We start from the raw sequence: 21,615 nt of genomic DNA on the forward strand, positions 1-21,615 counted from the left end.
CGGTGACTATCTCCCGCCCTGTGAGCCCGGTCACCCTTCCGTTCATTTAGTTCACACTTAGCGTGCGAGGCACACTGACGTCATGCGCATCCCCGTCCCGAGCCCCCGCAGCCTGGCCGGCCAGCTGTTCGCCATGCAGGCCGTGCTGATAGCGGTGCTCGTGGCCGGTTACGCGGTGTTCACGTACGTCAACGACGAGCGGCAGGCCGAGGACGCCGCCGGGCGGCAGGCGACGGCGGTGGCCCGCTCGGTCGCGGACTCGCCCTCGGTGCACGAGGCGATCGGCACCGCCCGCCCCAGCGTCGAGCTCCAGCCCTACGCGATGAAGGTGATGGCGGACACCGAGGTCGACTTCGTCACGATCATGGATCCGCGGGGGATCCGCTGGACCCACCCGAGCCCCGACCAGATCGGCCGGCCCTTCCTCGGTCACATCGACCGCGCGCTCAAGGGCGAGACCATCACCGAGACCTACACCGGCACCCTCGGCGCCTCGGTCCGCGCGGTCACACCCATCGAGAACGACGACCACGTGATCATCGGCCTGGTCAGCGCCGGCATCAAGGTCGAGGCGATCAGCGAACGGGTCCGGGCCCAGCTGGCCACCATGCTCGGCGTCGCGGCCGGCGCCCTCGCGCTCGGCGGCCTCGGCACCTACGTCATCAACGCCCGGCTGCGCCGCCACACCCACGGCATGAACGCGGCCGAGCTCAGCCACATGCACGACTATCACGAGGCGGCACTGCATGCCGTACGCGAGGGGCTGTTGATGCTCGACGGGCAGTACCGTGTGGCGCTGATCAACGACGGTGGACGGGAGTTGCTGGGTGTGGCCGGTGACGTGGTGGGCCGATCGGTGGCCGAGCTGGGCCTGCCCGCACAGCTGACCGGCGCGCTGCTGGCGTCGGAGCCGCGGGTGGACGAGGTGCATCTGGCGGCGGACCGGGTGCTGGTGGTCAACACCTCGCCGGTGTCGGGCGGTGAGCGCCGCGGCACGGTCGTCACACTCCGGGACGTGACCGAACTCCAGTCCGTGATGGGCGAGTTGGACTCGGAGCGCGGCTTCACGCAGGCGCTGCGCTCGCAGGCCCACGAGGCGGCGAACCGGCTGCACACGGTCGTCTCGCTCATCGAACTGGGCCGCGCCGAGGAGGCCGTCGACTTCGCCACCGCCGAACTGGAGCTGGCCCAGGCGCTGACCGACCAGGTGGTGGCCGCGGTGGGCGAACCGGTACTGGCCGCTCTGCTGCTCGGCAAGACGGCGCAGGCGAACGAGCGGGGTGTGGAGCTGGTGGTGTCGGAGGACAGCCGTCTCGACGACGGCCTGCTGCCGCCCTCGCTCCCGCCCCGGGACCTGGTCACGATCCTCGGCAACCTAATCGACAACGCGGTGGACGCGGCCCAGGGCAGCGTCCGGGCCCGGGTGACGGTGACGGCGTACACCGCGCCCGCGGACGGCTCCGCCGGACCGGCCGAGCTGGTGCTCAAGGTCTCCGACACGGGCACCGGGGTGGACCCGGCCCACGCCGAGATGGTCTTCCAGCGCGGCTTCTCCACGAAACCGTCGGGCCCGGGCGGCCGAGGCCTCGGACTGGCCCTGGCCCGGCAGGCGGTGCAGCGACACGGCGGAGTACTGACGGTGACCGAGGCAGACGGCGGCGGAGCGGAGTTCGACGTACGGATGCCGTTGCGGACGGCGATGCGGGCGGGGGGCTCGGACGCGGCACCTCAGGAGCCGGCGCCTCGCGAGCGAGCATCCCGCGAGCCTGCGCCTGGGGAGACCACGCTCCGGAAAGCCGCTGCCCCGGAGACCGGGGCGCGGGAGACCGCGAGCCGGGAGACCGTGACGCGGGAGACCGCACGCCCGGAGACCGCGGCGCAGAAGACCGCACGCCCGGAGACCGCGACGCAGAAGACCGCACGCACGCAGGCCAGGGCGCAGGAGACCGCAAGCACGGAGACCACGGCGCGGGACACCGCGAGCCCGGAGACCACGGCGTCGGAGACCGTGGCACGGGAGACCTCGACCCCGGAGACCGTGGCCCCGAAGGCCGAGGCGCCGGAGACCGTGGGCCGGAAAGCCCCAGCCCAGGAGATCACGGGACCGACCACGCCTCGGAAACACACAGACCCGGAAACTGCGGCCTCCGAGGCCACAGCGTGGAAACCCGCAGCCACGAAGACCACAGACCCTCACCCCGCTGCCCCGCAGACCGGGCCCGAGGAGACCGCACCTCAGGAAGCCCCCGTCCGAGGAGCCCCCGTCCGAGGAGCCGCCGACCGGGCGATCGTGACCCCGGCGACCGCGCCCCGAGAAGGTACGCCCTCGGCATCCCCGTCGGTGCGGGCCTCGCGTGGGCCGGGAGGCGTGGCATGACGGGCGCCGCCGCCGACCCGATCCGCGTGCTGGTCGTCGAGGACGACCCGGTGGCCGCGGACGCGCATGTCATGTACGTCGGGCGGGTGCCGGGCTTCGCGGCGGTCGGCAAGGCGCACACCGGCGCGGAGGCGCGGCGCCTGCTGGACCGTACGCCGGTGGATCTGCTCCTGCTCGACCTGCACCTGCCCGATGTGCACGGGCTCCAGTTCGCGCGGTCGCTGCGGGCCGCCGGCCATCACGCGGACGTGATAGCGGTGACCTCGGCACGGGACCTGACCGTGGTGCGGGAGGGGGTCTCGCTGGGGGTCGTGCAGTACGTGCTGAAACCGTTCACCTTCGCGACCCTGCGGGACCGGCTCGTGCGGTACGCGGAGTTCCGGGGGGCCGCGGGCGAGGCGAGCGGACAGGACGAGGTGGACCGGGCGCTGGCGACCCTGCGGGCGCCCTCACCGGCCGCGCTGCCGAAGGGGCTGAGCGGGCCGACCCTGGAGCGGGTGACCGGGGCGCTGCGGGAGGCCGAGGAGGGGCTCACCGCGGCGGGCGTCGCCGTGGCGGTGGGGATCTCGCGGATCACCGCCAGACGGTACCTGGAGCACCTGGTGGAGGCCGGGCGGGCAGGCCGCAGTCCGTTGTATGGCCAGGTGGGAAGGCCCGAGCTGGTTTATCGGTGGGTTCGTACGCGTTAGAACCCTCGTCGACCAAGACGTGACCCGCACGGTCATTGACCTGACTAGACCATTCCTCTTACGTTCGCGGGCAACCAACTCGGCCGACAACGTAGTCATGCCCGTAGGAGGTCGTCCCGTGCGCCCCACCGCCGTCCGCCCCCAGCTCACCGTTCTTCTCACGCTCGCCGTCGCCGCCACCGGCCTCACCGCCTGTGGCAGCGGGTCCGGGAGCGACCCGGACACCGTGAAGATCTCCTTCAAACAGTCCACCGACAACTCGATCCATGTGATGGACGACTTCCTCGGGGACATCAAGAAGCAGTTCGAGAAGGAGAACCCCGGCAAGAAGGTCGAACTCGTCCCGATCAAGGCCCCGGACTCGGAGTACTACACCAAGCTCCAGCAGATGCTCCGCTCCCCCAAGACCGCCCCCGACCTGGTCTACGAGGACACCTTCCTCATCAACTCGGACATCACCAGCGGATACCTGAAGCCGCTCGACAGCTACCTCGCCAAGTGGCCGGACTGGAACCAGTTCATCGACACCGCGAAGGCCGCCGCGCAGGGCGAGGACGGCAAGACGTACGGCGTCCCGGACGGCACCGACACCCGGGGCCTCTGGTACGACAAGGCCATCTTCAAGAAGGCGGGCCTGCCCGCGACCTGGCAGCCCAAGACGTGGGACGACGTGCTCGCCGCGGCCCGCACGATCAAGGAGAAGGTCCCCGGGGTCACCCCGCTCAACGTCTACACCGGCAAGCCGGCCGGCGAGGCGTCCACCATGCAGACCTTCGAGATGCTGCTGTACGGCACGAACGACGGCAAGACGGACCCGCTGTACGACAAGGCGACGAAGAAGTGGGTGGCCGGCAGCCAGGGGTTCAAGGACTCCCTTCAGTTCGTCGAGACGGTCTTCAAGGAGAAGCTGGGCCCGGACGTCTCCGACGCCCTCGACCCCAACTTCGGCACCCAGGTCCGCGGTGAACTGCTGCCCAAGGGCAAGCTCGGCATCGACCTCGACGGCTCGTGGCTGCCGCAGGACTGGCTGCCGGGCAGCGGGCACGAATGGCCCGAGTGGTCCGAGAAGCTGGGCCTCGCCGCGATGCCCACCCAGCACGGCCAGGCGCCCGGCAAGGTGAGCATGTCCGGCGGCTGGACCTGGTCGGTCCCGGCCAAGGCCGGGAACCCCGACCTCGCCTTCGACTTCGTCAAGACCATGCAGACCAAGGCGAACGCGCAGAAGTGGTACATCGCCAACTCCGGTATCGCGGTCCGCAAGGACGTCGCGAGCGACCCCTCGTACGCCACCGCGCAGCCCGGCATCAAGTTCTTCACGGACCTGGTGGCGAGCACGCACTACCGCCCGGCGTACCCCGCGTACCCGAAGGTCTCCACGGCGGTCCAGGAGGCGATGGAGGCCGTGACGACGGGTGACTCGTCGGTGGAGAAGGCGGCGAGTTCGTACGACGACGATCTCAAGTCGGCCACCGACAACCAGGTGATCGAGAAGTGAGCGGCGACCGCCGATGACCACCGCACCGCAGCAGGCGGGCCCGGGCGTGACGAAAGTCCCCCCGGGCCCGGCGCCCCGCACACCCGACCCGCAGCGCCGCCCGCGCACGCGCACCCTGGCCCGCTTCCTCCCCCTCTCCCCCGCCGTGATCCTCCTGCTGCTCTTCCTCGCGGGACCGATCGGCTACTGCGCCTACATCGCCTTCACCGACCTCCAGTTGACCGGCCAGGCCCACTCCTCCTTCGTCGGCCTCGCGAACTTCCGCGCGGCCTTCCAGGACGAGGAGTTCCTCAACGCCGTATGGCTGACGCTGGTGTTCACGGTCCTGTCCTCGCTGATCGGGCAGAACACGCTCGGCCTGGCGCTCGCCACCCTCATGCAGCGCGCGTCGAAGCCGATCCGCACGCTCGTCGGCGGGATCGTGATCACGGCGTGGGTCCTGCCCGAAGTCGTGGCGGGCTTCCTCCTTTACGCCTTCTTCCGGCGCGAGGGCACTCTGAACGCCATCCTGGACTGGCTCCATCTCCCGTCCCAGAACTGGCTGTTCACCCTCCCGATCCTCGCGGTGTCCTTCGCCAACGTCTGGCGCGGCACGGCCTTCTCGATGCTGGTCTACACGGCCGCGCTCAACGAGATCCCGAAGGAGATCACCGAGGCGGCCGAGGTCGACGGCGCGGGCGGCTGGCGCCGCATGTGGCACATCACGCTCCCGATGATCCGCCGCTCCATCGGCACGAACCTGATGCTCAACACCCTCCAGACCCTGTCGGTCTTCGGACTGATCTGGGTGATGACGAGGGGCGGCCCGGGCGACAAGAGCCAGACGCTCCCCCTGTTCATGTACGAACAGGCCTTCCAGAACAGCATGATCGGCTACGGCACGGCGGTGGCGTTGCTGCTGCTGGTGGTCGGCGCGCTGTTCTCGCTCGTCTACGTACGACTGCTGCGGACGGAGGTCTGACATCCATGGCACTCTCAAGGACACTCCCCCGCTCCTCCCGCCTGGCCGACCGCAGGACAACCCGGCGGCTGGCCGCGGACGTGGGGCTCCTGGTGGCCGCCGCCGCGTTCGCGCTGCCGCTGATCTGGGTCGTCCTGTCCTCGGTCGACCCGCACGCGAACCTCAGGGTGAAGGCCCCCGACGGCCTCACCTTCGGCAACTTCGACGCGATCCTCACGCAGGACATCACCTTCACGCCGCTGCTCAACAGCCTCATCCTGTGCGGCGGCGCGACCCTGCTGACGGTGGTCTGCGCGGCCCTGGCCGCCTACCCCCTGTCCCGCTTCAAGTCCCGCCTGAACCGCCCGTTCCTGCTGACGATCCTGTTCACCACGAGCCTGCCGATCACGGCGATCATGGTCCCGGTCTACGCGCTCTTCGTGCAGGTGAACCTGATCGACACCATGCAGGGCACGATCCTCTTCTTCGCCGCCTCCCAACTCCCGTTCGCCATCTGGCTGATGAAGAACTTCATGGACGGCGTCCCGAAGGAGTTGGAGGAGGCGGCCTGGACGGACGGCGCCTCCGCCTTCCAGTCCCTGATCCGCATCGTCCTGCCCCTCATGGGCCCCGGCGTGGCGGTCGTGACGATCTTCTCCTTCGTCATGATGTGGGGAAACTTCTTCGTCCCCTTCATGCTCCTGCTCACCCCGGACCAGATGCCGGCGAGCGTGAGCATCAACGAGTTCTTCGGCAACCGCGGAATGGTGGCGTACGGGCAGCTGGCCGCGTTCTCGGTCGTCTACTCGACGCCGGTGATCCTGCTGTACGTGCTGATCGCCCGACGGCTGGGCGGCGGCTTCGCGCTGGGGGGTGCCGTCAAGGGCTGAGCGAACCCGCCCGGCCTGGGGCAGGATGGCGCCATGGAACGTGTACTCGGAATCGGCGGCTACTTCCTGCGGGCCACGGACCCGGAGGCTCTGACCGCCTGGTATCGCGACTGCCTCGGCCTGGACACCGACGAACACGGCCTCTGGCACCAGGACCCCGGCCCGACGGTCTTCGCGGCCTTCGAGCCCAAGACCGACTACTTCGGCTCCCCCACCCAGCAGACCATGCTCAACTTCCGGGTCCGCGACCTGGACGCGATGCTCACGCAGCTGCGTGCCAAGGGCGCGGACGTCTCCGACGAGACACAGGACATGGAGGGCGTGGGCCGCTTCGGCTGGGTCACGGATCCCGAGGGCAACCGACTGGAGCTGTGGCAGCCGGCCGATTGACCGGGGGGGCAGGGGCCCTACTGCGGTGCCAAGGCAGCGAGTACGCCCCGCGCCGGCGTCCCGTCCGGCCAGTTCCACCCGGCGACGAGCCGCCCGGACGAGCCCTGCGGGGCCTCGGCCGAGCGCAGTACGCGGTTGACCCGAACATCGAGCGGGTCACCGGGCCCGGCACCGATCCCGTCGACGACAACGGTCGGATCAGGAGCATGACTCCGGCTCTGCTGCTGCGGCACCGCCTCACCGCGCAGCAGGGCCCCCAACTGCGCCATCACGACCGGATCGTGCACACCGTCGTAGATCCACCGCGTGCCGAGCACCCCGTGCTCGGAGGTCCCGATGAACGCCTCACCCGGGGCACCCTCAAGTGCCGTGCCGCGATAGCCCATCGGCACGAGGTAGGCCACCGGCTCCTGCCCGGCCGAGTCGACGACGACCATGAACTCGATCCCGACGGCCCCCTCCGGATCGTCCAACCGAAACCCACCGGCCTTGACCAACTCGGGTGCCTCCGCGCCACCCACATACCAACTCTGCCTGGGCAGCCAGTCGGTCAGCAGCTCCAGTTTGGTCGGCACCATGGTGGTCTGGTGGATCACGGCCATACGAACTCCCTCGCACGCGGTTCCGGGCCCCGTCCTCCGACGGAACGTGGTCGAATAGGCTGCGTCTCAGCGGTTGATTCGTCAACCACCCGTCTGGATTGCGCCGCCCCCGCAGCACCCCCAAACCCCCACACGTCAGCTCTGTCTTGACGCACACGCCTTCGAATCCGACCCCGCCCCGCACGGCCGTCAAACGCAAAAGGCAAGGTAGATCGGCATATTCATCGCCGCCCGCCCTGAGCCGCCACTGCCCGGCCCGACCCCTCTCTGGCCGGATCCGTACGTTCCTACAATCCGTATTCCTGGCCGAACGGACCGTAGTCACCGCACCCAGGGACCCCTATTTTGTGCCCCGTGCACCAACCCCCGGCCCACCCGAACCCGCCGAATCAGCCAAGCTCCTCGGCCCCACCCTTCAACGCCCCCGCCGCCCGCCGGCTGCGGTCCGCGCTGAACATGGGGCCCGAGCATGTCGCCTACGGGCTGCGTACCTCGTACGGGCTGCCCTACGTCACCCCGGATCTCGTCGTCGCCTGGGAGCGGGGGCTGACCGCGCCCAGCAGTCCCGAACTCACCGCTCTCTCGGGCGTGTTGTGGTGTTCCCTCGGTGAACTCATCGGGAGACCACGGACGTTGGGCGAGCACCGGATCGCCCGGGCGCTCGCCCCGGAGGACGTGGCGCGGGCCGTCGGGCTCGAACTGCGGGCGTATCTCCAGATGGAGGAGGAGAACACCTGGCGCGGCGGCGACCGTCAGTCCGCCGCGCTCGCCGAGGTGCTCGACCTCTCGATCCCGGACTTCGTCGCGGTCACCGGCCGTGAGACCAGGCTCGCCGAGCTGCTCCGCAGTGCCGCGACCACCCGCTGGCAGGCGTACGTCCGGCAGGTGACCAAGCTGGTGCCGCTGGACCGGCGCCTCCTGGAGGACGTCCTCCAGGAGCTCCACCAGGACTACCAGGGGCAGATGGTCGCCTCGCTGAACTGGGGAGAGGGCGCTTCGGCCGGCACGGCACTCGACTCCGGCCGCGCCTACCTGGACCGGATCGTCGACCACTTCTGGGCCGCGGTCCAGGACAACAGTTCCTAGAACACCGACTCCGCCTCGTCCATCCGATCCTTCGGCACCGTCTTCAGCTCGGTCACCGCCTCCGCGAGCGGCACCATCTCGATGTCCGTCCCGCGCAGTGCCGTCATCTTGCCGAAGTCGCCCCGGTGCGCCGCCTCCACGGCGTGCCAGCCGAAGCGGGTGGCGAGGACGCGGTCGTAGGCCGTGGGGACGCCGCCGCGCTGCACATGGCCCAGGATGACCGGCTTGGCCTCCTTGCCGAGGCGGCGCTCCAGCTCGTACGCGAGCGCCGTACCGATGCCCTGGAAGCGCTCGTGGCCGAACTGGTCGATGTCGCCCTTGCCGTAGTCCATGGAGCCCTCGGCAGGGTGCGCGCCCTCGGCCACGCAGACCACCGCGAACTTCTTGCCGCGGGCGAAGCGCTCCTCGACCATCTTGACCAGGTCGGCCGGGTCGAAGGGGCGCTCGGGCAGGCAGATGCCGTGGGCGCCGGCCGCCATGCCGGACTCCAGGGCGATCCAGCCGGCGTGCCGGCCCATGACCTCGACGACCATCACGCGCTGATGGGACTCGGCGGTCGTCTTGAGGCGGTCCATCGCCTCCGTGGCGACGCCGACCGCGGTGTCGAAGCCGAAGGTGCGGTCCGTCGCCGAGATGTCGTTGTCGATCGTCTTGGGGACACCGACCACCGGCAGGCCCGCGTCGCTCAGCATGCGGGCCGCGGTCAGCGTGCCCTCGCCGCCGATCGGGATCAGTGCGTCGATACCGAACTGGCGCGCGATGTCGGGCACGTTCTCGCAGGCCTCGCGGAGCCGGTCGCGCTCCAGTCGGGAGGAGCCGAGGATCGTGCCGCCGCGGGCCAGGATGCCGCTGACCGCGTCGAGATCGAGCGGGCGGTAGCGCCCGTCGAGGAGACCGCCGAAACCGTCCTCGAAGCCGATGACCTCGTCGCCGTAGTTGTCGACCGCTCGGTGCACGACCGACCGGATCACGGCGTTCAGGCCGGGGCAGTCGCCGCCTGCGGTGAGAACTCCGATGCGCATCGTGCTGTGTCTCCTGCTCGGTGTCGTCGATACCGGTGAGCCGGTCCGATTCTTTCATGCCCGGCAGGACGATGTCGCTTCTGGTATGTATGACCCGATTGGCCCTATCGGGTTGTCCGGACGGGCCCGGAGGTCCGACGGGCGCCTTATCCCCCGTTACGGGTACCGTCAAGAAGGTTCTGCTCACCTCGGTGGGCGATTTTTGTGCCCCACGAAAGACCGAACGGAGAGCACGCGTGACCCGCAGCGTGTACGTGACCGGGATCGACCGCGGCGACGGCCGCCAGGTCGTCGAGCTGGGAGTGATGGAGCTCCTGACCCGGCAGGTCGACCGGGTCGGGGTGTTCCGGCCGCTCGTCCACCACATCCCGGACCGCCTGTTCGAGCTACTGCGCGCCCGCTACCGGCTCTCCCAGGACCCGACCACGGTCTACGGCATGGACTACCACGAGGCGTCCGCCCGCCAGGCCGAGCAGGGCACCGACGAACTGGTGTCGACCCTCGTCGACCGGTTCCACGCCGTCGCCCGCGACTACGACGTCGTCCTCGTCCTCGGCACCGACTTCGCCGACACGCAGCTCCCGGACGAGCTCTCCCTCAACGCCCGCCTCGCCAACGAGTTCGGGGCGTCCGTGATCCCCGTGGTGGGCGGCCGCAAGCAGAACGCCGAGTCCGTGCTCGCCGAGACGCGCAACGCCTACCGGGCCTACGCGAGCCTGGGCTGCGACGTCCTGGCCATGGTGACCAACCGGGTGGCCAGACAGGACCGGGACGAGATCGCCGCGAGCCTGGACTCCCGGCTGCCGGTGCCGTGTTACGTCCTGCCCGACGAACCCGCGCTCGCCGCCCCGACGGTCTCCCAGATCGGCCAGGCCCTCGGCGCGAAGGTGCTGCTCGGCGACGAGTCGGGGCTCGCCCGGGACGTACTGGACTTCGTCTTCGGCGGCGCGATGCTGCCGAACTTCCTGGGCGCCCTGACCCCGGGCTGTCTGGTCGTCACCCCGGGCGACCGCGCCGACCTGGTCGTCGGCTCGCTCGCCGCGCACAGCGCCGGCACCCCGCCGATAGCCGGCGTCCTGCTCACCCTGAACGAGGTGCCGACCGACGAGGTCCTCACCCTCGCCGCCCGCCTCGCCCCGGGCACCCCGGTGCTCTCGGTGGCCGGCAACAGCTTCACCACGGCCACCGAACTCTTCTCCCTGGAGGGGAAGTTGAACGCGGCCACGCCCAGGAAGGCGGAGACCGCGCTCGGCCTCTTCGAGCGGTACGTCGACAACACCGACCTCACCCGCCGCGTCTCCGCCCCGAGCAGCGACCGGGTCACGCCGATGATGTTCGAGCACAAGCTGCTCGACCAGGCCCGCTCCGACCTGCGCCGGGTCGTGCTGCCCGAGGGCACCGAGCCGCGCGTCCTGCACGCGGCCGAGGTGCTGCTGCGCCGCGGGGTCTGCGACCTCACGCTGCTCGGCCCGCTCGACCAGATCCGCAAGCGCGCCGCCGACCTCGGCATCGACCTGGGCGACACCCAGTTGATCGACCCGGCCACCAGCGAGCTGCGCGACTCCTTCGCCGAGAAGTACGCCCGCTTCCGCGCCCACCGGGGCGTCACCGTCGAGCTCGCCTACGACGTCGTCTCGGACGTGAACTACTTCGGCACCCTGATGGTCCAGGAGGGCTACGCGGACGGCATGGTCTCGGGATCCGTGCACTCCACGGCCGCGACCATCCGCCCCGCCTTCGAGATCATCAAGACCAAGCCGGACGCGGACATCGTCTCGTCGGTCTTCTTCATGTGCCTCGCCGACAAGGTGCTGGTGTACGGCGACTGCGCCGTGAACCCGGACCCGAACGCCGAGCAGTTGGCCGACATCGCCATCCAGTCGGCGGCCACCGCCGAGCAGTTCGGGGTGGAGCCGAGGATCGCGATGCTGTCGTACTCGACCGGTACGTCCGGCTCGGGCGCCGACGTCGACAAGGTGCGGGAGGCCACCGAGCTGGTGCGCGAGCGGCGCCCGGATCTGCGGATCGAGGGACCGATCCAGTACGACGCCGCCGTCGAGCCGACCGTCGCCGCGACCAAGCTGCCGGAATCCGAAGTCGCCGGTCAGGCAAGCGTGTTGATCTTCCCTGACCTCAACACCGGCAACAACACCTACAAGGCCGTGCAGCGTTCGGCCGGCGCGATCGCCGTCGGACCGGTGCTCCAGGGGCTGCGCAAGCCGGTCAACGACCTGTCCCGGGGCGCGCTCGTCCAGGACATCGTCAACACCGTCGCCATCACGGCGATCCAGGCCCAGAACCCGAACGAGAAGGCAACCGCCCAGTGAGCCCGTCCCGCGTCCTCGTCCTCAACTCCGGCTCCTCGTCGGTGAAGTACCAGCTGCTCGACATGGGCGACGGCGACCGGCTGGCCGCGGGGCTGGTCGAGCGGATCGGCGAGGAGAACGCGCGGCTGAAGCACACGCACCTCGCCGGCGGCGCCGAACGGGAGTGGACCGGGCCGATCGCCGATCACGAGGCCGCCCTGAAGGCCGTGTCGGAGGAACTGGCGAGGGACGGATTCGGGCTGGACTCACCGGAGTTGGTCGCCATCGGGCACCGGGTGGTGCACGGCGGCCGGACCTTCACCGAGCCGACGGTCATCGACGCGACCGTGCTCGCCGAGATCGAGCGGCTGATCCCCCTCGCGCCGCTGCACAACCCCGCCAACCTCATCGGCATCCGCACGGCGACGGCACTGCGCCCCGACCTGCCCCAGGTCGCCGTCTTCGACACCGCGTTCCACACCACGATGCCGGAGTCGGCCGCGCGCTACGCGATCGACGCGGCGACCGCCGACGCGTACCGCGTCCGGCGCTACGGCTTCCACGGCACCTCGCACGCGTACGTCTCCCGGGCGACGGCGAAACTGCTCGGCAAGGCGCCCGAGGACGTCAACGTGATCGTGCTGCACCTCGGCAACGGCGCGTCCGCGTCCGCCGTGCGGGGCGGGAAGTGCGTGGACACCTCCATGGGGCTGACGCCTTTGGAGGGACTCGTGATGGGGACGCGCTCGGGGGACATCGATCCGGCCGTCATCTTCCATTTGGCGCGTGTTGGCGGAATGTCCATCGATGAAATCGACACTCTTCTCAACAAGAAGAGCGGGCTCGTCGGCCTGTGCGGCGACAACGACATGCGGGAGATACGCCGCCGGATCGACGAGGGCGACGAGCGGGCACAGCTCGCCTTCGACATCTACATTCACCGCCTCAAGAAGTACATAGGCGCCTATTGCGCCGTGCTCGGTACGGTGGACGCGATCGCGTTCACGGCCGGAGTCGGCGAGAACGCGGCGCCGGTGCGCGAGGCGGCCGTCGCGGGCCTGGAGACCCTGGGCCCGGCGGTGGACAGCGCGCTGAACGCCGTACGCAGTGACCAGCCGCGGCTGATCTCGCCCGAGGACGCACGGGTGAAGGTCGCCGTGGTGCCGACCGACGAAGAACTGGAAATCGCGACGCAGACCTACGCACTGGTGAGACAGGGCGACTGAGCGGTAACCGGCAATTGAGCCCGACCTCGCAATTGAGCAAGGCCCCGCCCATTTGTTTCTTCCGCCAGACGGAATATTCCGTAGCGAAACAAACCGATAGGATCGTCCCATGCGCCGTTCGAAAATCGTCTGTACTCTCGGCCCCGCGGTCGACTCCCACGAAATGCTGGTCTCGATGATCGAGGCCGGAATGAACGTGGCCCGGTTCAACTTCAGCCACGGCACCCACGCCGAGCACCAGGGCCGGTACGACCGGGTCCGTGCCGCCGCCAAGGAGACCGGCCGGGCCATCGGTGTCCTCGCCGACCTCCAGGGCCCCAAGATCCGCCTGGAGACCTTCGCCGAGGGCCCGGTGGAGCTGGAGCGCGGCGACGAGTTCGTCATCACGACCGAGGACGTGCCGGGCGACAAGCACATCTGCGGCACGACCTACAAGGGCCTGCCGGGCGACGTCTCGCGCGGCGACCAGATCCTCATCAACGACGGCAACGTCGAGCTGAAGGTCCTCGACGTCGAGGGCTCGCGGGTCAAGACGATCGTCATCGAGGGCGGCGTCGTCTCCGACCACAAGGGCATCAACCTCCCGGGCACGGCCGTGAACGTGCCGGCGCTGTCCGAGAAGGACGTCGATGACCTGCGCTTCGCACTGCGCATGGGCTGCGACATGGTCGCGCTGTCCTTCGTCCGGGACGCCAAGGACGTCGCCGACGTCCACAAGGTCATGGACGAGGAGGGCCGTCGCGTCCCCGTCATCGCCAAGGTGGAGAAGCCGCAGGCGGTCGACAACATGGAGGACGTCGTGATGGCGTTCGACGGCGTGATGGTCGCCCGTGGCGACCTGGCCGTCGAGTACCCGCTCGAGAAGGTCCCGATGGTGCAGAAGCGGCTCATCGAGCTGTGCCGCCGCAACGCCAAGCCGGTGATCGTGGCGACCCAGATGATGGAGTCGATGATCACCAACTCCCGCCCCACCCGCGCCGAGGCCTCCGACGTGGCCAACGCGATCCTGGACGGCGCGGACGCGGTCATGCTGTCCGCCGAGTCGAGCGTGGGCGCGTACCCGATCGAGACGGTCAAGACGATGTCGAAGATCGTCGTGGCGGCCGAGCAGGAGCTGATGAGCAAGGGCCTGCAGCCCCTGGTCCCCGGCAAGAAGCCCCGCACGCAGAGCGGTTCGGTCGCGCGTGCCGCGTGCGAGATCGCGGACTTCCTGGGCGGCCGGGGCCTGGTGGCCTTCACGCAGTCCGGCGACACCGCGCGCCGCCTCTCCCGCTACCGCGCCGCGCAGCCGATCATCGCCTTCACCACCGACGAGAACACCCGCAACCAGCTGACGCTCAGCTGGGGCGTCGAGTCGCACGTCGTGCCGTTCGTGAACAGCACCGACGAGATGGTCGACATGGTCGACCAGGAGATCGCCAAGATCAACCGCTTCAGCCCCGGCGAGATCGTCATCATCACCGCCGGCTCGCCCCCCGGCGTCCCCGGCACCACCAACATGCTCCGCGTCCACCACATCGGCGGCGCCACCAACTGACACCCCCGAAAAGGCTCTTGAAGCCTCCTGTACGACGCTGAGGGCGCCCCCTGGAGAAGGGGGCGCCCTCAGTGTTGTGCGGCTCCCGGACGGGCTCGTGGCGATGTTCAGCTGGTGTAGACGTGCATCCCGGGGACGTGCAGCGTGCCGCCGAACTGCGCGGCCTGGACGACCTTCACGTTGGTGAAGTAGATCAGCGGGATGTTCAGCGGCGGCGGGTTGTCGGGGCTGAACGTGATCGGGATCAGACCGAACAGGTTCCCGGAGATGCTCTCCGTGTACATCGTGGTGTCGCCGCCGGTGATCGTGGACGTCGAGCCCTTGGCCGCCTGCACGTGGTAGGTCTTGCCGGACTGTTCGTCGTTGACCGTCTGGTGCAGGTCGCCGATGTCGGTGCCGCTGGAGATGACGTACTTCAGCACCTTCTTCTTGGTGCCGTTGGCCGTCTTCACCTCGACCACGCCCTGGTAGTCGGCGCCCTTGAGGAGCAGCGAGCTGGCGTTCAGGTACCAGGGGTCGTCCGCCACCGGCACCTTGTTGTCGACGCCGCTCTCGTCGTCCGTGGCGGTCGGGCAGTCGTCCGCGTCCGTGGAGGAACTCGGCGACGGGCTCGGGCTCGCGGACGAAGTGGCCTCGTCGGCCGCCTCCTTGGCGGCGTCGGTGGTGTCCTTCGCCGCCTCGGACGCCTTGTCGGTCGTGTCCTTCACGGTGTCGTCCACCGTGTCGGTGAGCTTGTCCGTCGTGTCCTTGACCGTGCCCGCGGCGTCGGACGAGGTGTCCTTGCTCGCGCTCTCGGACGGGGACGCGGACGCCGACGGGGTGGCGCTCGGCGTGGCGCTGTCGTCGGAGCCGCCGCCGGTGAGGATGTCACCGATCGTGTCGCCGATGGTGTCCAGCAGGCCACCACCGCTGCTCTCGGACGCCGAGGGCGACGGAGTGGCGGTGTCGCCGCCGGAGTCGCCGGAACCGTCACTCGTGCTCTTGGACGGGGACGGCGCGGGCGTGGCCTTGTCGTCGGAACCCGAATCCGACGAAGGGGTCTTGCCCGGGTCGGAGTCCGAGCCCGAACCGGAGTCCGAGGAAGACGTCTCCGAGGGGCTCGGCGTCGCCGTGTCGGTCGACTCGCTCGCGGACGGCGACGGCGATCCCGAAGCGTCCTCGTCCTCAAGGGCCGCGAGGCAGTCCTTGTACTCGTCGGCGGTCAGGCTCTTGGCGGTCGGCGACGGCGAGGAGCCGTTGCTGTCGGCGAGCGCGAGGCTCGACGTGAACCCCATCCCCACGATGACCGCCGTGGGCATCGCCGCCATGGCTATCGCCTTGCCGGCCGGCATGTGGAACCTGGTGAACAGCGGCTTCTTGGGTGCCGCATGCCGCGGCCCGGTTCTCACACGGGACTCCTCCACGTCAGTCCCGTGGGTCACCTCGTCAGCCGGCACTGTGCCTCCCGTTCGCCCCGTTGGCCGGGCTCGTTCCTGACAGATCGTTCGGCTCGCCCACCACGGGCTTGAGGAGCGTGGTGTCCGGGTCGTTCCCCTGGGGAGCGTCGTCGTTCCCTTCGGGAGCGTCTCCGGTTCCCCGGGGGGCTTCGTACGCCCGCTCATCGGCGGGCGGTGCGCCCGGCGCCCACGACACGGCCATCGCGCCGCCGACGAGGGCGAACAGGAAGCCGATCAGGAAGCCGCCGAGGTTGGACACGGGGATGGACACCAGCCCCAGCAGGATCGAGGCGACGCCCGCGAAGGTGCGGACGTGCTTCTGGAACCAGAGGCTGAAACCCAGGACGACAAGCAGCACACCGATGATCAGGGACCCGGCACCAGCAGTGGTGGCCATCGCCAACGTGAGGTGACCGATCTGCAGATTCGCGTACGGGAAGTACGCGATGGGGACTCCGGCGATCATGACGAACAGGCCGGCCCAGAACGGCCGGTTGCCTCGCCAGGCGCGGAACTGCGACCTCCGGCGGCTGAACTGGCCGTCGGACACGGCAGGAGTCTCGGCGCTCATGGAAAACAGCTCCCTGGTGCGGCTTTTCTGTGGTGTGGTGCTGGTGGTGTTGGCGTGGTGGTGGAGAGTTGTGCAGGCGGTGAAGAAGACCCGCGAAGAGTGGACGGGCGGGGGCGCCATCGGCTCCCCCGCCCGTCAGTGAGTGCTTAGAAGCACTCCTTGACACCCTGTGACACCGACATGTGCAGACCGCTGAGCTTGAAGGTTCCGGCGGTGGTGGCCCACGCCGTCTGCTTCACACCGGTCAGCGAGGCCTTGTCGGCCTGCTGCGCGAATCCGTACGGGTTCGCGGTGTCGCCCTTCTGAATGCCAGGACCCTTGCTGGCGTCCTTGGCCGCAACACCGATGTCGATGTTGGTGAAGGTCGCGTCGGCACTCAGGTCGTCGAGGTCGATGTAGAGGTTCTCGGCCTCGACCGGCTTGTCACCGCCGCCCGCCTTCAGGATCAGGCTGACGCTGCCCAGCAGCGGGATGTCCGGGGTGACCACGGACTGGCACAGGCCCTTGATGCTCGCGGACTTGAACGCCGAGACCGCGACCGGGTGGGCCGTCTTCTTGCCGTCGAGGGTGTACCCCGAGTCAATGGCTCCGTACTGCGAGAAGCCGGTGCCGGTCAGCGAGTCGGCCGACACCTTGAACTGCTGGCCGGACACGCTGAATGACGCGGCGAGAGCACCCTGGGCAAGGGCGACACCTATCGCGGCCGTAGCGGCGACGCTGGGCACCATGACCACAGCGAACCGCTTCCATCTCGTCCCGCCACGCACCTGGGACTCCATATTTCCTCCTTCTCGGACGTACATCTCCTGGCCCTGACTGCCCCATAGGTCGGCTCAGCCGGGCAGGGATGGGAGAAGTGCTACGTCCTCGGGAAGGGGAGCGCCCGCGCTCGGAGGCGCTGAACAGCGCACCGATCACCGGCGATCACCCCCGAGCGACAACCACTGGTCGCGCCTGACACGCATCACGCACAACCCTGCTGGACAGGCTCCACCCGTCGGGCGAAGACCCCCCTGTCCAAGAGCCGGCACCCGGGGCGCCTGCTCTGCTCGGTGGGGACCCAGGAACTCCCGCGATCCGACCGGCTGTCGGAGTACGGGAATGGACCGAGCGTCGCCGATCGTGGTGCATTCTCGCCGCCCGCACAAGGGGGTTCGTTACTGGCTAGTAACGGCCGGATAACCGAACAACGACCCACAGGTCTCGACCGACGACGCTGGGTGCTCCAAGGCGCCGGGACAAACCAGTTGACAGACGGACAGAATCCGACAGACCGACGCCCATTACTTACTCGCAGTAACAGCGGCCGCGATTACCAAGTTTTGGTAAAGCGCGGCCACTCTGACGTGCTGTCGGCAAATCTTTCACTCGGGCAACACAAGGCGTCGCGTTTAGCGACTGGTCAGAACCGGCCCGCCGCCCCGCTCAGAACAGCGCGCGTGCCAACGCCCGCCGCGCCGCGCCCACCCGCGGGTCCTCGGCCCCCACGACCTCGAAGAGCTCCAACAGCCGCAGTCGTACGGTGTCCCGGTCGTCGCCGGCCGTGCGCTGCACGGTCTCGATCAGCCGCCCGAAGGCGTCCTCGACGTGCCCGCCCACCAGATCCAGATCGGCGGCGGCGATCTGCGCCCCGGCATCGGCCGGCTTCTCCGCCGCGTCCTTGCGCACCTGCTGCGGATCGAGACCCTGCACCCGCTGGAGCAACTCGGCCTGGACCAGCCCCAGTTTGGCCTCGGGGTTGCCCGGGTCGTCGCTCAGCACGTTCTTGTACGCCTGGATCGCACCGCCGAAGTCCCCCGCGTCCAGGGCCTGTACGGCCGCTTCGAGCAGCGCGTCGTAGGGGCCGACCGGGATCTCGGGAGCCGACGGGGCCGTGCCCGGCTCGGCGTCCGGGTCGACGGCGAGACCGGTCAGGCCGAAGCGCTCCTCGGCGACCTGTACCAACTGGTCCAGGGTCTGCCGGATCTGGGCCTCGCCCGCGGCCCCCTGGAAGAGCGGCAGCGCCTGTCCGGCGACCACCGCGAATACGGCCGGGATGCCCTGGATCCCGAACTGCTGCATCAGCATCTGGTTGGCGTCGACGTCGATCTTGGCGAGCACGAAGCGCCCGGCGTACTCGACGGCGAGCCGCTCCAGGACGGGGCTGAGCTGCTTGCAGGGCTCGCACCACTCGGCCCAGAAGTCGATGACGACGGGCACCTCGGTGGACCGCTGCAGGATGTCGCGCTCGAAGGAGGCCTCGTCGACGTCGATCACCAGGTCGGCGGGCGAGACGGCACCGGTGCCGGTGCCCTGCCGGGCGGCTTCGGCGCGGGCCTGCTCCGCCTTCGCCTTGGCCTCCTGGGCCGCCTTCACCGCGGCGAGGTCGACGACTCCGCTCATGGACATGTTCCGTGGCTGCATGCGTCTATCCTCCCCCGTTCCCGCGTGTACGTGAAAAGCCTTGTGAAAGCCGGTCCCGCTACGTGCCGTTCGGCGCGGGGTCCCCACCCCGCGCCCGTGGTTTCGCTACGAGTCGTAGCGTAATGGCATGGGGGGCCATCGGTACACCACACCCCGGTGATCTCCCTCACGGCCGCACATGAAACGCCGGTTATGGTCTGGGGATGCAGAGCCGCACTCCCGCCCCACGCGCCACCGGTCGCCCCCGCAGCGCCGCGGCGGACGCCGCGATCCTCGCGGCCACCCGGGAGGCGCTGGTCGAGCTGGGCTGGTCGAAGCTCTCCCTCGGAGACGTGGCCACGCGCGCGGGGGTTGCGAAGACGACCCTTTATCGCCGCTGGGCCGGCAAGAACGAACTGGTCGTCGACGCCGTGGCGGAACTCTTCGACGAACTCCACCTCCCCGACCGCGGCAACCTGGCCGCCGACATCGAGGGCGTGGTCCTCCAGTTCGCGGCGATCCTGGCCCGCCCGGAGACCAAGAGCGGCCTGATGGCGGTCGTCGCGGAGTCGATCCACGACGAGGCGCTGCGCGAGCGCATCCGGGCGTCCATCGTCGACCGCCAGAAATGCCTGGTCCTGGAGGGCCGGGCCCGAGCCCAGGCCCGAGGCGAACTCCCCCCGGAAACGGACCCGTCAGAGTCCTCCCGCACGGTGGACCTCATCTTCGACATGGTCGCCGGCGCGGTAGTCCACCGCACCCTGGTAAGCGCAGAACCAGCAGACGAGGAATGGGTCCACAACTTCACCCAGGTCCTACTGACGGGCTTGGCCGGCTCTCCATAGCCAGCGCCGTCTGCGGGCAGTCGTGCCGCAGGGCGGCGCCCGTCCCAAAGAGAGGCGGCACCCCGTCGCGCCGGGCTGCGCAACGCCCCGCTCTTCGCCCACCGCAACCGACGCTCAGAACCCAGCGGGCTCCGTGTACACCCCCCACTCATCCCGCAGCACCCCACAAATCTCCCCCAGCGTCGCCTCCGCCCGCGCAGCGTCCAGCATCGGACCGATCATGTTCGACCCATCCCGAGCAGCCGCCAGCATCGCGTCCAACGCAGCCCGCACAGCCCCCTCGTCCCGACCAGCCCGCCGCCCACCAAGCGCACGCACCTGATCCCGCTCCACCTCATGGCTGACCCGCAGGATCTCCAAGTCACCCGTGACGGACCCCGTGTGGACGTTCACACCCACGACCCGCTTGTCCCCCTTCTCGAGGGACTTCTGGTACTGGAAGGCCGACTCGGCGATCTCGCCCGTGAACCACCCGTCCTCGATCCCGCGAAGGATCCCGGACGTGACCGGCCCGATCGGGTGCCGCCCGTCCGGATGCGCCCGCAGCCCCCGCTCCTTGATCTGCTCGAAGATCTTCTCCGCGTCCGCCTCGATCCGGTCCGTCAGTTGCTCGACGAACCACGAACCACCCAGCGGATCCGCCACGTTGGCGACCCCGGTCTCCTCCATGAGCACCTGCTGGGTCCGCAACGCGATCTCCGCGGCCTGCTCACTCGGAAGCGCGAGCGTCTCGTCCAGCGCGTTGGTGTGCAGCGAGTTGGTCCCACCGAGCACCGCCGCCAGCGCCTCGACCGCCGTACGCACCACGTTGTTGTACGGCTGCTGAGCCGTCAGCGAGACCCCCGCGGTCTGCGTGTGGAACCGCAGCCACTGCGCCTTGTCGGTCTTCGCCCCGTACACGTCCCGCATCCACCGCGCCCAAATCCGCCGCGCCGCACGGAACTTGGCGATCTCCTCGAAGAAGTCGAGGTGCGCGTCGAAGAAGAAGGACAGGCCGGGCGCGAACACGTCCACGTCCATCCCGCGGCTGAGCCCCAGCTCCACGTACCCGAACCCGTCCGCCAGCGTGTACGCCAGCTCCTGCGCGGCCGTCGCCCCGGCCTCGCGGATGTGGTACCCGGAGACGGACAGCGGCTTGTAGGCGGGGATCCCGGTCGCGCAGTACTCCATCAGGTCGCCGATCAGCCGCAGATGGGGCTCCGGCTGGAAGAGCCACTCCTTCTGCGCGATGTACTCCTTGAAGATGTCCGTCTGGAGCGTGCCGTTGAGGACGGCCGGGTCGACGCCCTGCCGCTCGGCGGCGACGAGGTACATGCAGAAGACCGGGACGGCCGGCCCGCTGATGGTCATGGACGTCGTCACATCGCCCAGCGGGATGTCCTTGAACAGGACCTCCATGTCGGCGGCCGAGTCGATGGCGACCCCGCAGTGCCCGACCTCACCCAGCGAGCGCGGATCGTCGGAGTCGCGCCCCATCAGCGTGGGCATGTCGAACGCCACGGACAGACCCCCGCCGCCGTTGGCGAGAATCATCTTGTACCGCTCGTTGGTCTGCTCGGCGTTCCCGAACCCGGCGAACTGCCGAATGGTCCACGTCCGCCCCCGGTAGCCGGTCGGATGCAGCCCGCGTGTGAAGGGGTACTCCCCCGGCCAGCCGATCCGCTCGAACCCCTCGTACGCGTCACCCGCCCGCGGCCCGTACACAGGCTCCACGGAGTCTCCGGAGAGCGTCGTGAAATCGGCCTCACGCGTACGTGCGGCGTCGTACCGGGCCTGCCAGCGTCGGCGGCCCTCTTCGATGGCGTCAGCGTCCATGCCTTC

The 21,615-nt window shown here is 69.4% G+C and carries 18 protein-coding genes and 1 pseudogene; 12 read left to right on the top strand and 7 right to left on the bottom strand.

From position 1 onward, the window contains the following. Positions 1 to 82: 82 nt before the first annotated feature. The 6 genes and pseudogenes from ACIP6U_RS44265 to ACIP6U_RS44290 form a co-directional block, all read left to right on the top strand. Positions 83 to 1,747, top strand: a pseudogene (locus ACIP6U_RS44265) (ATP-binding protein); the annotation flags it as partial. A 626-nt stretch (positions 1,748 to 2,373) separates the two neighbouring features. Continuing rightward, on the top strand, positions 2,374 to 3,066 hold the full coding sequence (locus ACIP6U_RS44270; protein WP_401728759.1) for a response regulator: 693 nt from the start codon (positions 2,374 to 2,376) through the stop codon (positions 3,064 to 3,066). Between the two features lie 97 nt (positions 3,067 to 3,163). Next, the gene (locus tag ACIP6U_RS44275) at positions 3,164 to 4,561 is read left to right on the top strand and encodes an extracellular solute-binding protein (RefSeq protein WP_401728760.1); all 1,398 of its coding nucleotides are present in this window, start codon (positions 3,164 to 3,166) and stop codon (positions 4,559 to 4,561) included. A 13-nt stretch (positions 4,562 to 4,574) separates the two neighbouring features. Continuing rightward, complete coding sequence (locus ACIP6U_RS44280) at positions 4,575 to 5,522, top strand: carbohydrate ABC transporter permease (RefSeq protein ID WP_401728762.1); 948 nt, start codon at positions 4,575 to 4,577, stop codon at positions 5,520 to 5,522. Positions 5,523 to 5,527: 5 nt separating this feature from the next. Then, positions 5,528 to 6,391, top strand: coding sequence for a carbohydrate ABC transporter permease (locus ACIP6U_RS44285; protein WP_401728764.1), 864 nt, complete (start codon positions 5,528 to 5,530; stop codon positions 6,389 to 6,391). A gap of 33 nt (positions 6,392 to 6,424) precedes the next feature. After that, a complete protein-coding gene (locus ACIP6U_RS44290; RefSeq protein WP_401728765.1) occupies positions 6,425 to 6,781 on the top strand; it encodes a VOC family protein in 357 nt (118 codons plus the stop codon). Between the two features lie 17 nt (positions 6,782 to 6,798). Here ACIP6U_RS44290 and ACIP6U_RS44295 read toward each other — a convergent pair whose 3' ends face one another. Beyond that, on the bottom strand, positions 6,799 to 7,383 hold the full coding sequence (locus tag ACIP6U_RS44295; protein ID WP_401728767.1) for a 1,4-alpha-glucan branching protein: 585 nt from the start codon (positions 7,381 to 7,383) through the stop codon (positions 6,799 to 6,801). A gap of 354 nt (positions 7,384 to 7,737) precedes the next feature. Here ACIP6U_RS44295 and ACIP6U_RS44300 point away from each other — a divergent pair, with 354 nt between their 5' ends. After that, on the top strand, positions 7,738 to 8,469 hold the full coding sequence (locus ACIP6U_RS44300; RefSeq protein ID WP_401728769.1) for an XRE family transcriptional regulator: 732 nt from the start codon (positions 7,738 to 7,740) through the stop codon (positions 8,467 to 8,469). Here the strand turns inward: ACIP6U_RS44300 and ACIP6U_RS44305 are convergent. Continuing rightward, entirely contained in the window at positions 8,466 to 9,491 is a 1,026-nt protein-coding gene (locus ACIP6U_RS44305; RefSeq protein WP_401728771.1) for an ATP-dependent 6-phosphofructokinase, read from the bottom strand. The genes ACIP6U_RS44300 and ACIP6U_RS44305 overlap by 4 nt on opposite strands. Positions 9,492 to 9,727: 236 nt before the next feature. Between ACIP6U_RS44305 and pta the strand changes: the two genes are divergently transcribed. From pta to pyk, 3 genes are all read left to right on the top strand, one after another. Further along, positions 9,728 to 11,818: a phosphate acetyltransferase gene (gene pta / locus ACIP6U_RS44310; protein ID WP_401728773.1), complete on the top strand. Its 2,091-nt coding sequence runs from the start codon at positions 9,728 to 9,730 to the stop codon at positions 11,816 to 11,818. Further along, complete coding sequence (locus ACIP6U_RS44315; RefSeq protein ID WP_401728775.1) at positions 11,815 to 13,023, top strand: acetate kinase; 1,209 nt, start codon at positions 11,815 to 11,817, stop codon at positions 13,021 to 13,023. The genes pta and ACIP6U_RS44315 overlap by 4 nt, the downstream gene beginning before the upstream one ends. A 109-nt stretch (positions 13,024 to 13,132) precedes the next feature. Then, positions 13,133 to 14,560, top strand: a complete 1,428-nt coding sequence (gene pyk / locus ACIP6U_RS44320; protein ID WP_401728777.1) for a pyruvate kinase — start codon at positions 13,133 to 13,135, stop codon at positions 14,558 to 14,560. A gap of 107 nt (positions 14,561 to 14,667) precedes the next feature. On the opposite strand, the gene ACIP6U_RS44325 is transcribed toward pyk, so the two are convergent. Together ACIP6U_RS44325 and ACIP6U_RS44330 are read right to left on the bottom strand one after the other, a co-directional pair. Further along, positions 14,668 to 15,996 carry a hypothetical protein gene (locus ACIP6U_RS44325; RefSeq protein WP_401728779.1) on the bottom strand — a complete coding sequence of 443 codons (1,329 nt, stop codon included), beginning with the start codon at positions 15,994 to 15,996 and terminating at the stop codon, positions 14,668 to 14,670. Then, a complete protein-coding gene (locus ACIP6U_RS44330) occupies positions 15,986 to 16,567 on the bottom strand; it encodes a DUF6114 domain-containing protein (RefSeq protein ID WP_401728780.1) in 582 nt (193 codons plus the stop codon). Before ACIP6U_RS44330 ends, ACIP6U_RS44325 begins: the two co-directional genes overlap by 11 nt. On the opposite strand from ACIP6U_RS44330, the gene ACIP6U_RS44335 reads away from it, so the two are divergent. Further along, positions 16,566 to 16,709, top strand: a complete 144-nt coding sequence (locus ACIP6U_RS44335; RefSeq protein WP_401728782.1) for a hypothetical protein — start codon at positions 16,566 to 16,568, stop codon at positions 16,707 to 16,709. The genes ACIP6U_RS44330 and ACIP6U_RS44335 overlap by 2 nt on opposite strands. Before the next feature lie 4 nt (positions 16,710 to 16,713). Here ACIP6U_RS44335 and ACIP6U_RS44340 read toward each other — a convergent pair whose 3' ends face one another. Both ACIP6U_RS44340 and ACIP6U_RS44345 read right to left on the bottom strand, forming a co-directional pair. Then, positions 16,714 to 17,346 carry a DUF6230 family protein gene (locus ACIP6U_RS44340; RefSeq protein ID WP_401728784.1) on the bottom strand — a complete coding sequence of 211 codons (633 nt, stop codon included), beginning with the start codon at positions 17,344 to 17,346 and terminating at the stop codon, positions 16,714 to 16,716. Positions 17,347 to 17,992: 646 nt separating this feature from the next. Then, positions 17,993 to 18,970: a tetratricopeptide repeat protein gene (locus tag ACIP6U_RS44345; protein WP_401728786.1), complete on the bottom strand. Its 978-nt coding sequence runs from the start codon at positions 18,968 to 18,970 to the stop codon at positions 17,993 to 17,995. Positions 18,971 to 19,173: 203 nt separating this feature from the next. On the opposite strand from ACIP6U_RS44345, the gene ACIP6U_RS44350 reads away from it, so the two are divergent. Continuing rightward, positions 19,174 to 19,794: a TetR/AcrR family transcriptional regulator gene (locus ACIP6U_RS44350; RefSeq protein WP_401728788.1), complete on the top strand. Its 621-nt coding sequence runs from the start codon at positions 19,174 to 19,176 to the stop codon at positions 19,792 to 19,794. Positions 19,795 to 19,908: 114 nt separating this feature from the next. Here ACIP6U_RS44350 and ACIP6U_RS44355 read toward each other — a convergent pair whose 3' ends face one another. Continuing rightward, complete coding sequence (locus tag ACIP6U_RS44355; RefSeq protein ID WP_401728790.1) at positions 19,909 to 21,609, bottom strand: methylmalonyl-CoA mutase; 1,701 nt, start codon at positions 21,607 to 21,609, stop codon at positions 19,909 to 19,911. Between the last annotated feature and the right edge of the window lie 6 nt (positions 21,610 to 21,615).

This window comes from Streptomyces sp. NPDC088794 (assembly GCF_044750545.1).
Lineage (GTDB): Bacteria > Actinomycetota > Actinomycetes > Streptomycetales > Streptomycetaceae > Streptomyces.

Bases quoted from the DNA above. Each gene is read 5' to 3' on its own strand.
- ACIP6U_RS44330 (WP_401728780.1), bottom strand. From the start codon at position 16,567: ATGAGCGCCGAGACTCCTGCCGTGTCCGACGGCCAGTTCAGCCGCCGG.
- ACIP6U_RS44305 (WP_401728771.1), bottom strand. From the start codon at position 9,491: ATGCGCATCGGAGTTCTCACCGCAGGCGGCGACTGCCCCGGCCTGAAC.
- ACIP6U_RS44275 (WP_401728760.1), top strand. From the start codon at position 3,164: ATGCCCGTAGGAGGTCGTCCCGTGCGCCCCACCGCCGTCCGCCCCCAG.
- ACIP6U_RS44280 (WP_401728762.1), top strand. From the start codon at position 4,575: ATGACCACCGCACCGCAGCAGGCGGGCCCGGGCGTGACGAAAGTCCCC.
- ACIP6U_RS44350 (WP_401728788.1), top strand. From the start codon at position 19,174: ATGCAGAGCCGCACTCCCGCCCCACGCGCCACCGGTCGCCCCCGCAGC.
- ACIP6U_RS44290 (WP_401728765.1), top strand. From the start codon at position 6,425: ATGGAACGTGTACTCGGAATCGGCGGCTACTTCCTGCGGGCCACGGAC.
- ACIP6U_RS44340 (WP_401728784.1), bottom strand. From the start codon at position 17,346: ATGGAGTCCCAGGTGCGTGGCGGGACGAGATGGAAGCGGTTCGCTGTG.
- ACIP6U_RS44270 (WP_401728759.1), top strand. From the start codon at position 2,374: ATGACGGGCGCCGCCGCCGACCCGATCCGCGTGCTGGTCGTCGAGGAC.
- ACIP6U_RS44295 (WP_401728767.1), bottom strand. From the start codon at position 7,383: ATGGCCGTGATCCACCAGACCACCATGGTGCCGACCAAACTGGAGCTG.
- ACIP6U_RS44285 (WP_401728764.1), top strand. From the start codon at position 5,528: ATGGCACTCTCAAGGACACTCCCCCGCTCCTCCCGCCTGGCCGACCGC.
- pyk (WP_401728777.1), top strand. From the start codon at position 13,133: ATGCGCCGTTCGAAAATCGTCTGTACTCTCGGCCCCGCGGTCGACTCC.
- ACIP6U_RS44355 (WP_401728790.1), bottom strand. From the start codon at position 21,609: ATGGACGCTGACGCCATCGAAGAGGGCCGCCGACGCTGGCAGGCCCGG.
- ACIP6U_RS44345 (WP_401728786.1), bottom strand. From the start codon at position 18,970: ATGCAGCCACGGAACATGTCCATGAGCGGAGTCGTCGACCTCGCCGCG.
- ACIP6U_RS44335 (WP_401728782.1), top strand. From the start codon at position 16,566: ATGGAAAACAGCTCCCTGGTGCGGCTTTTCTGTGGTGTGGTGCTGGTG.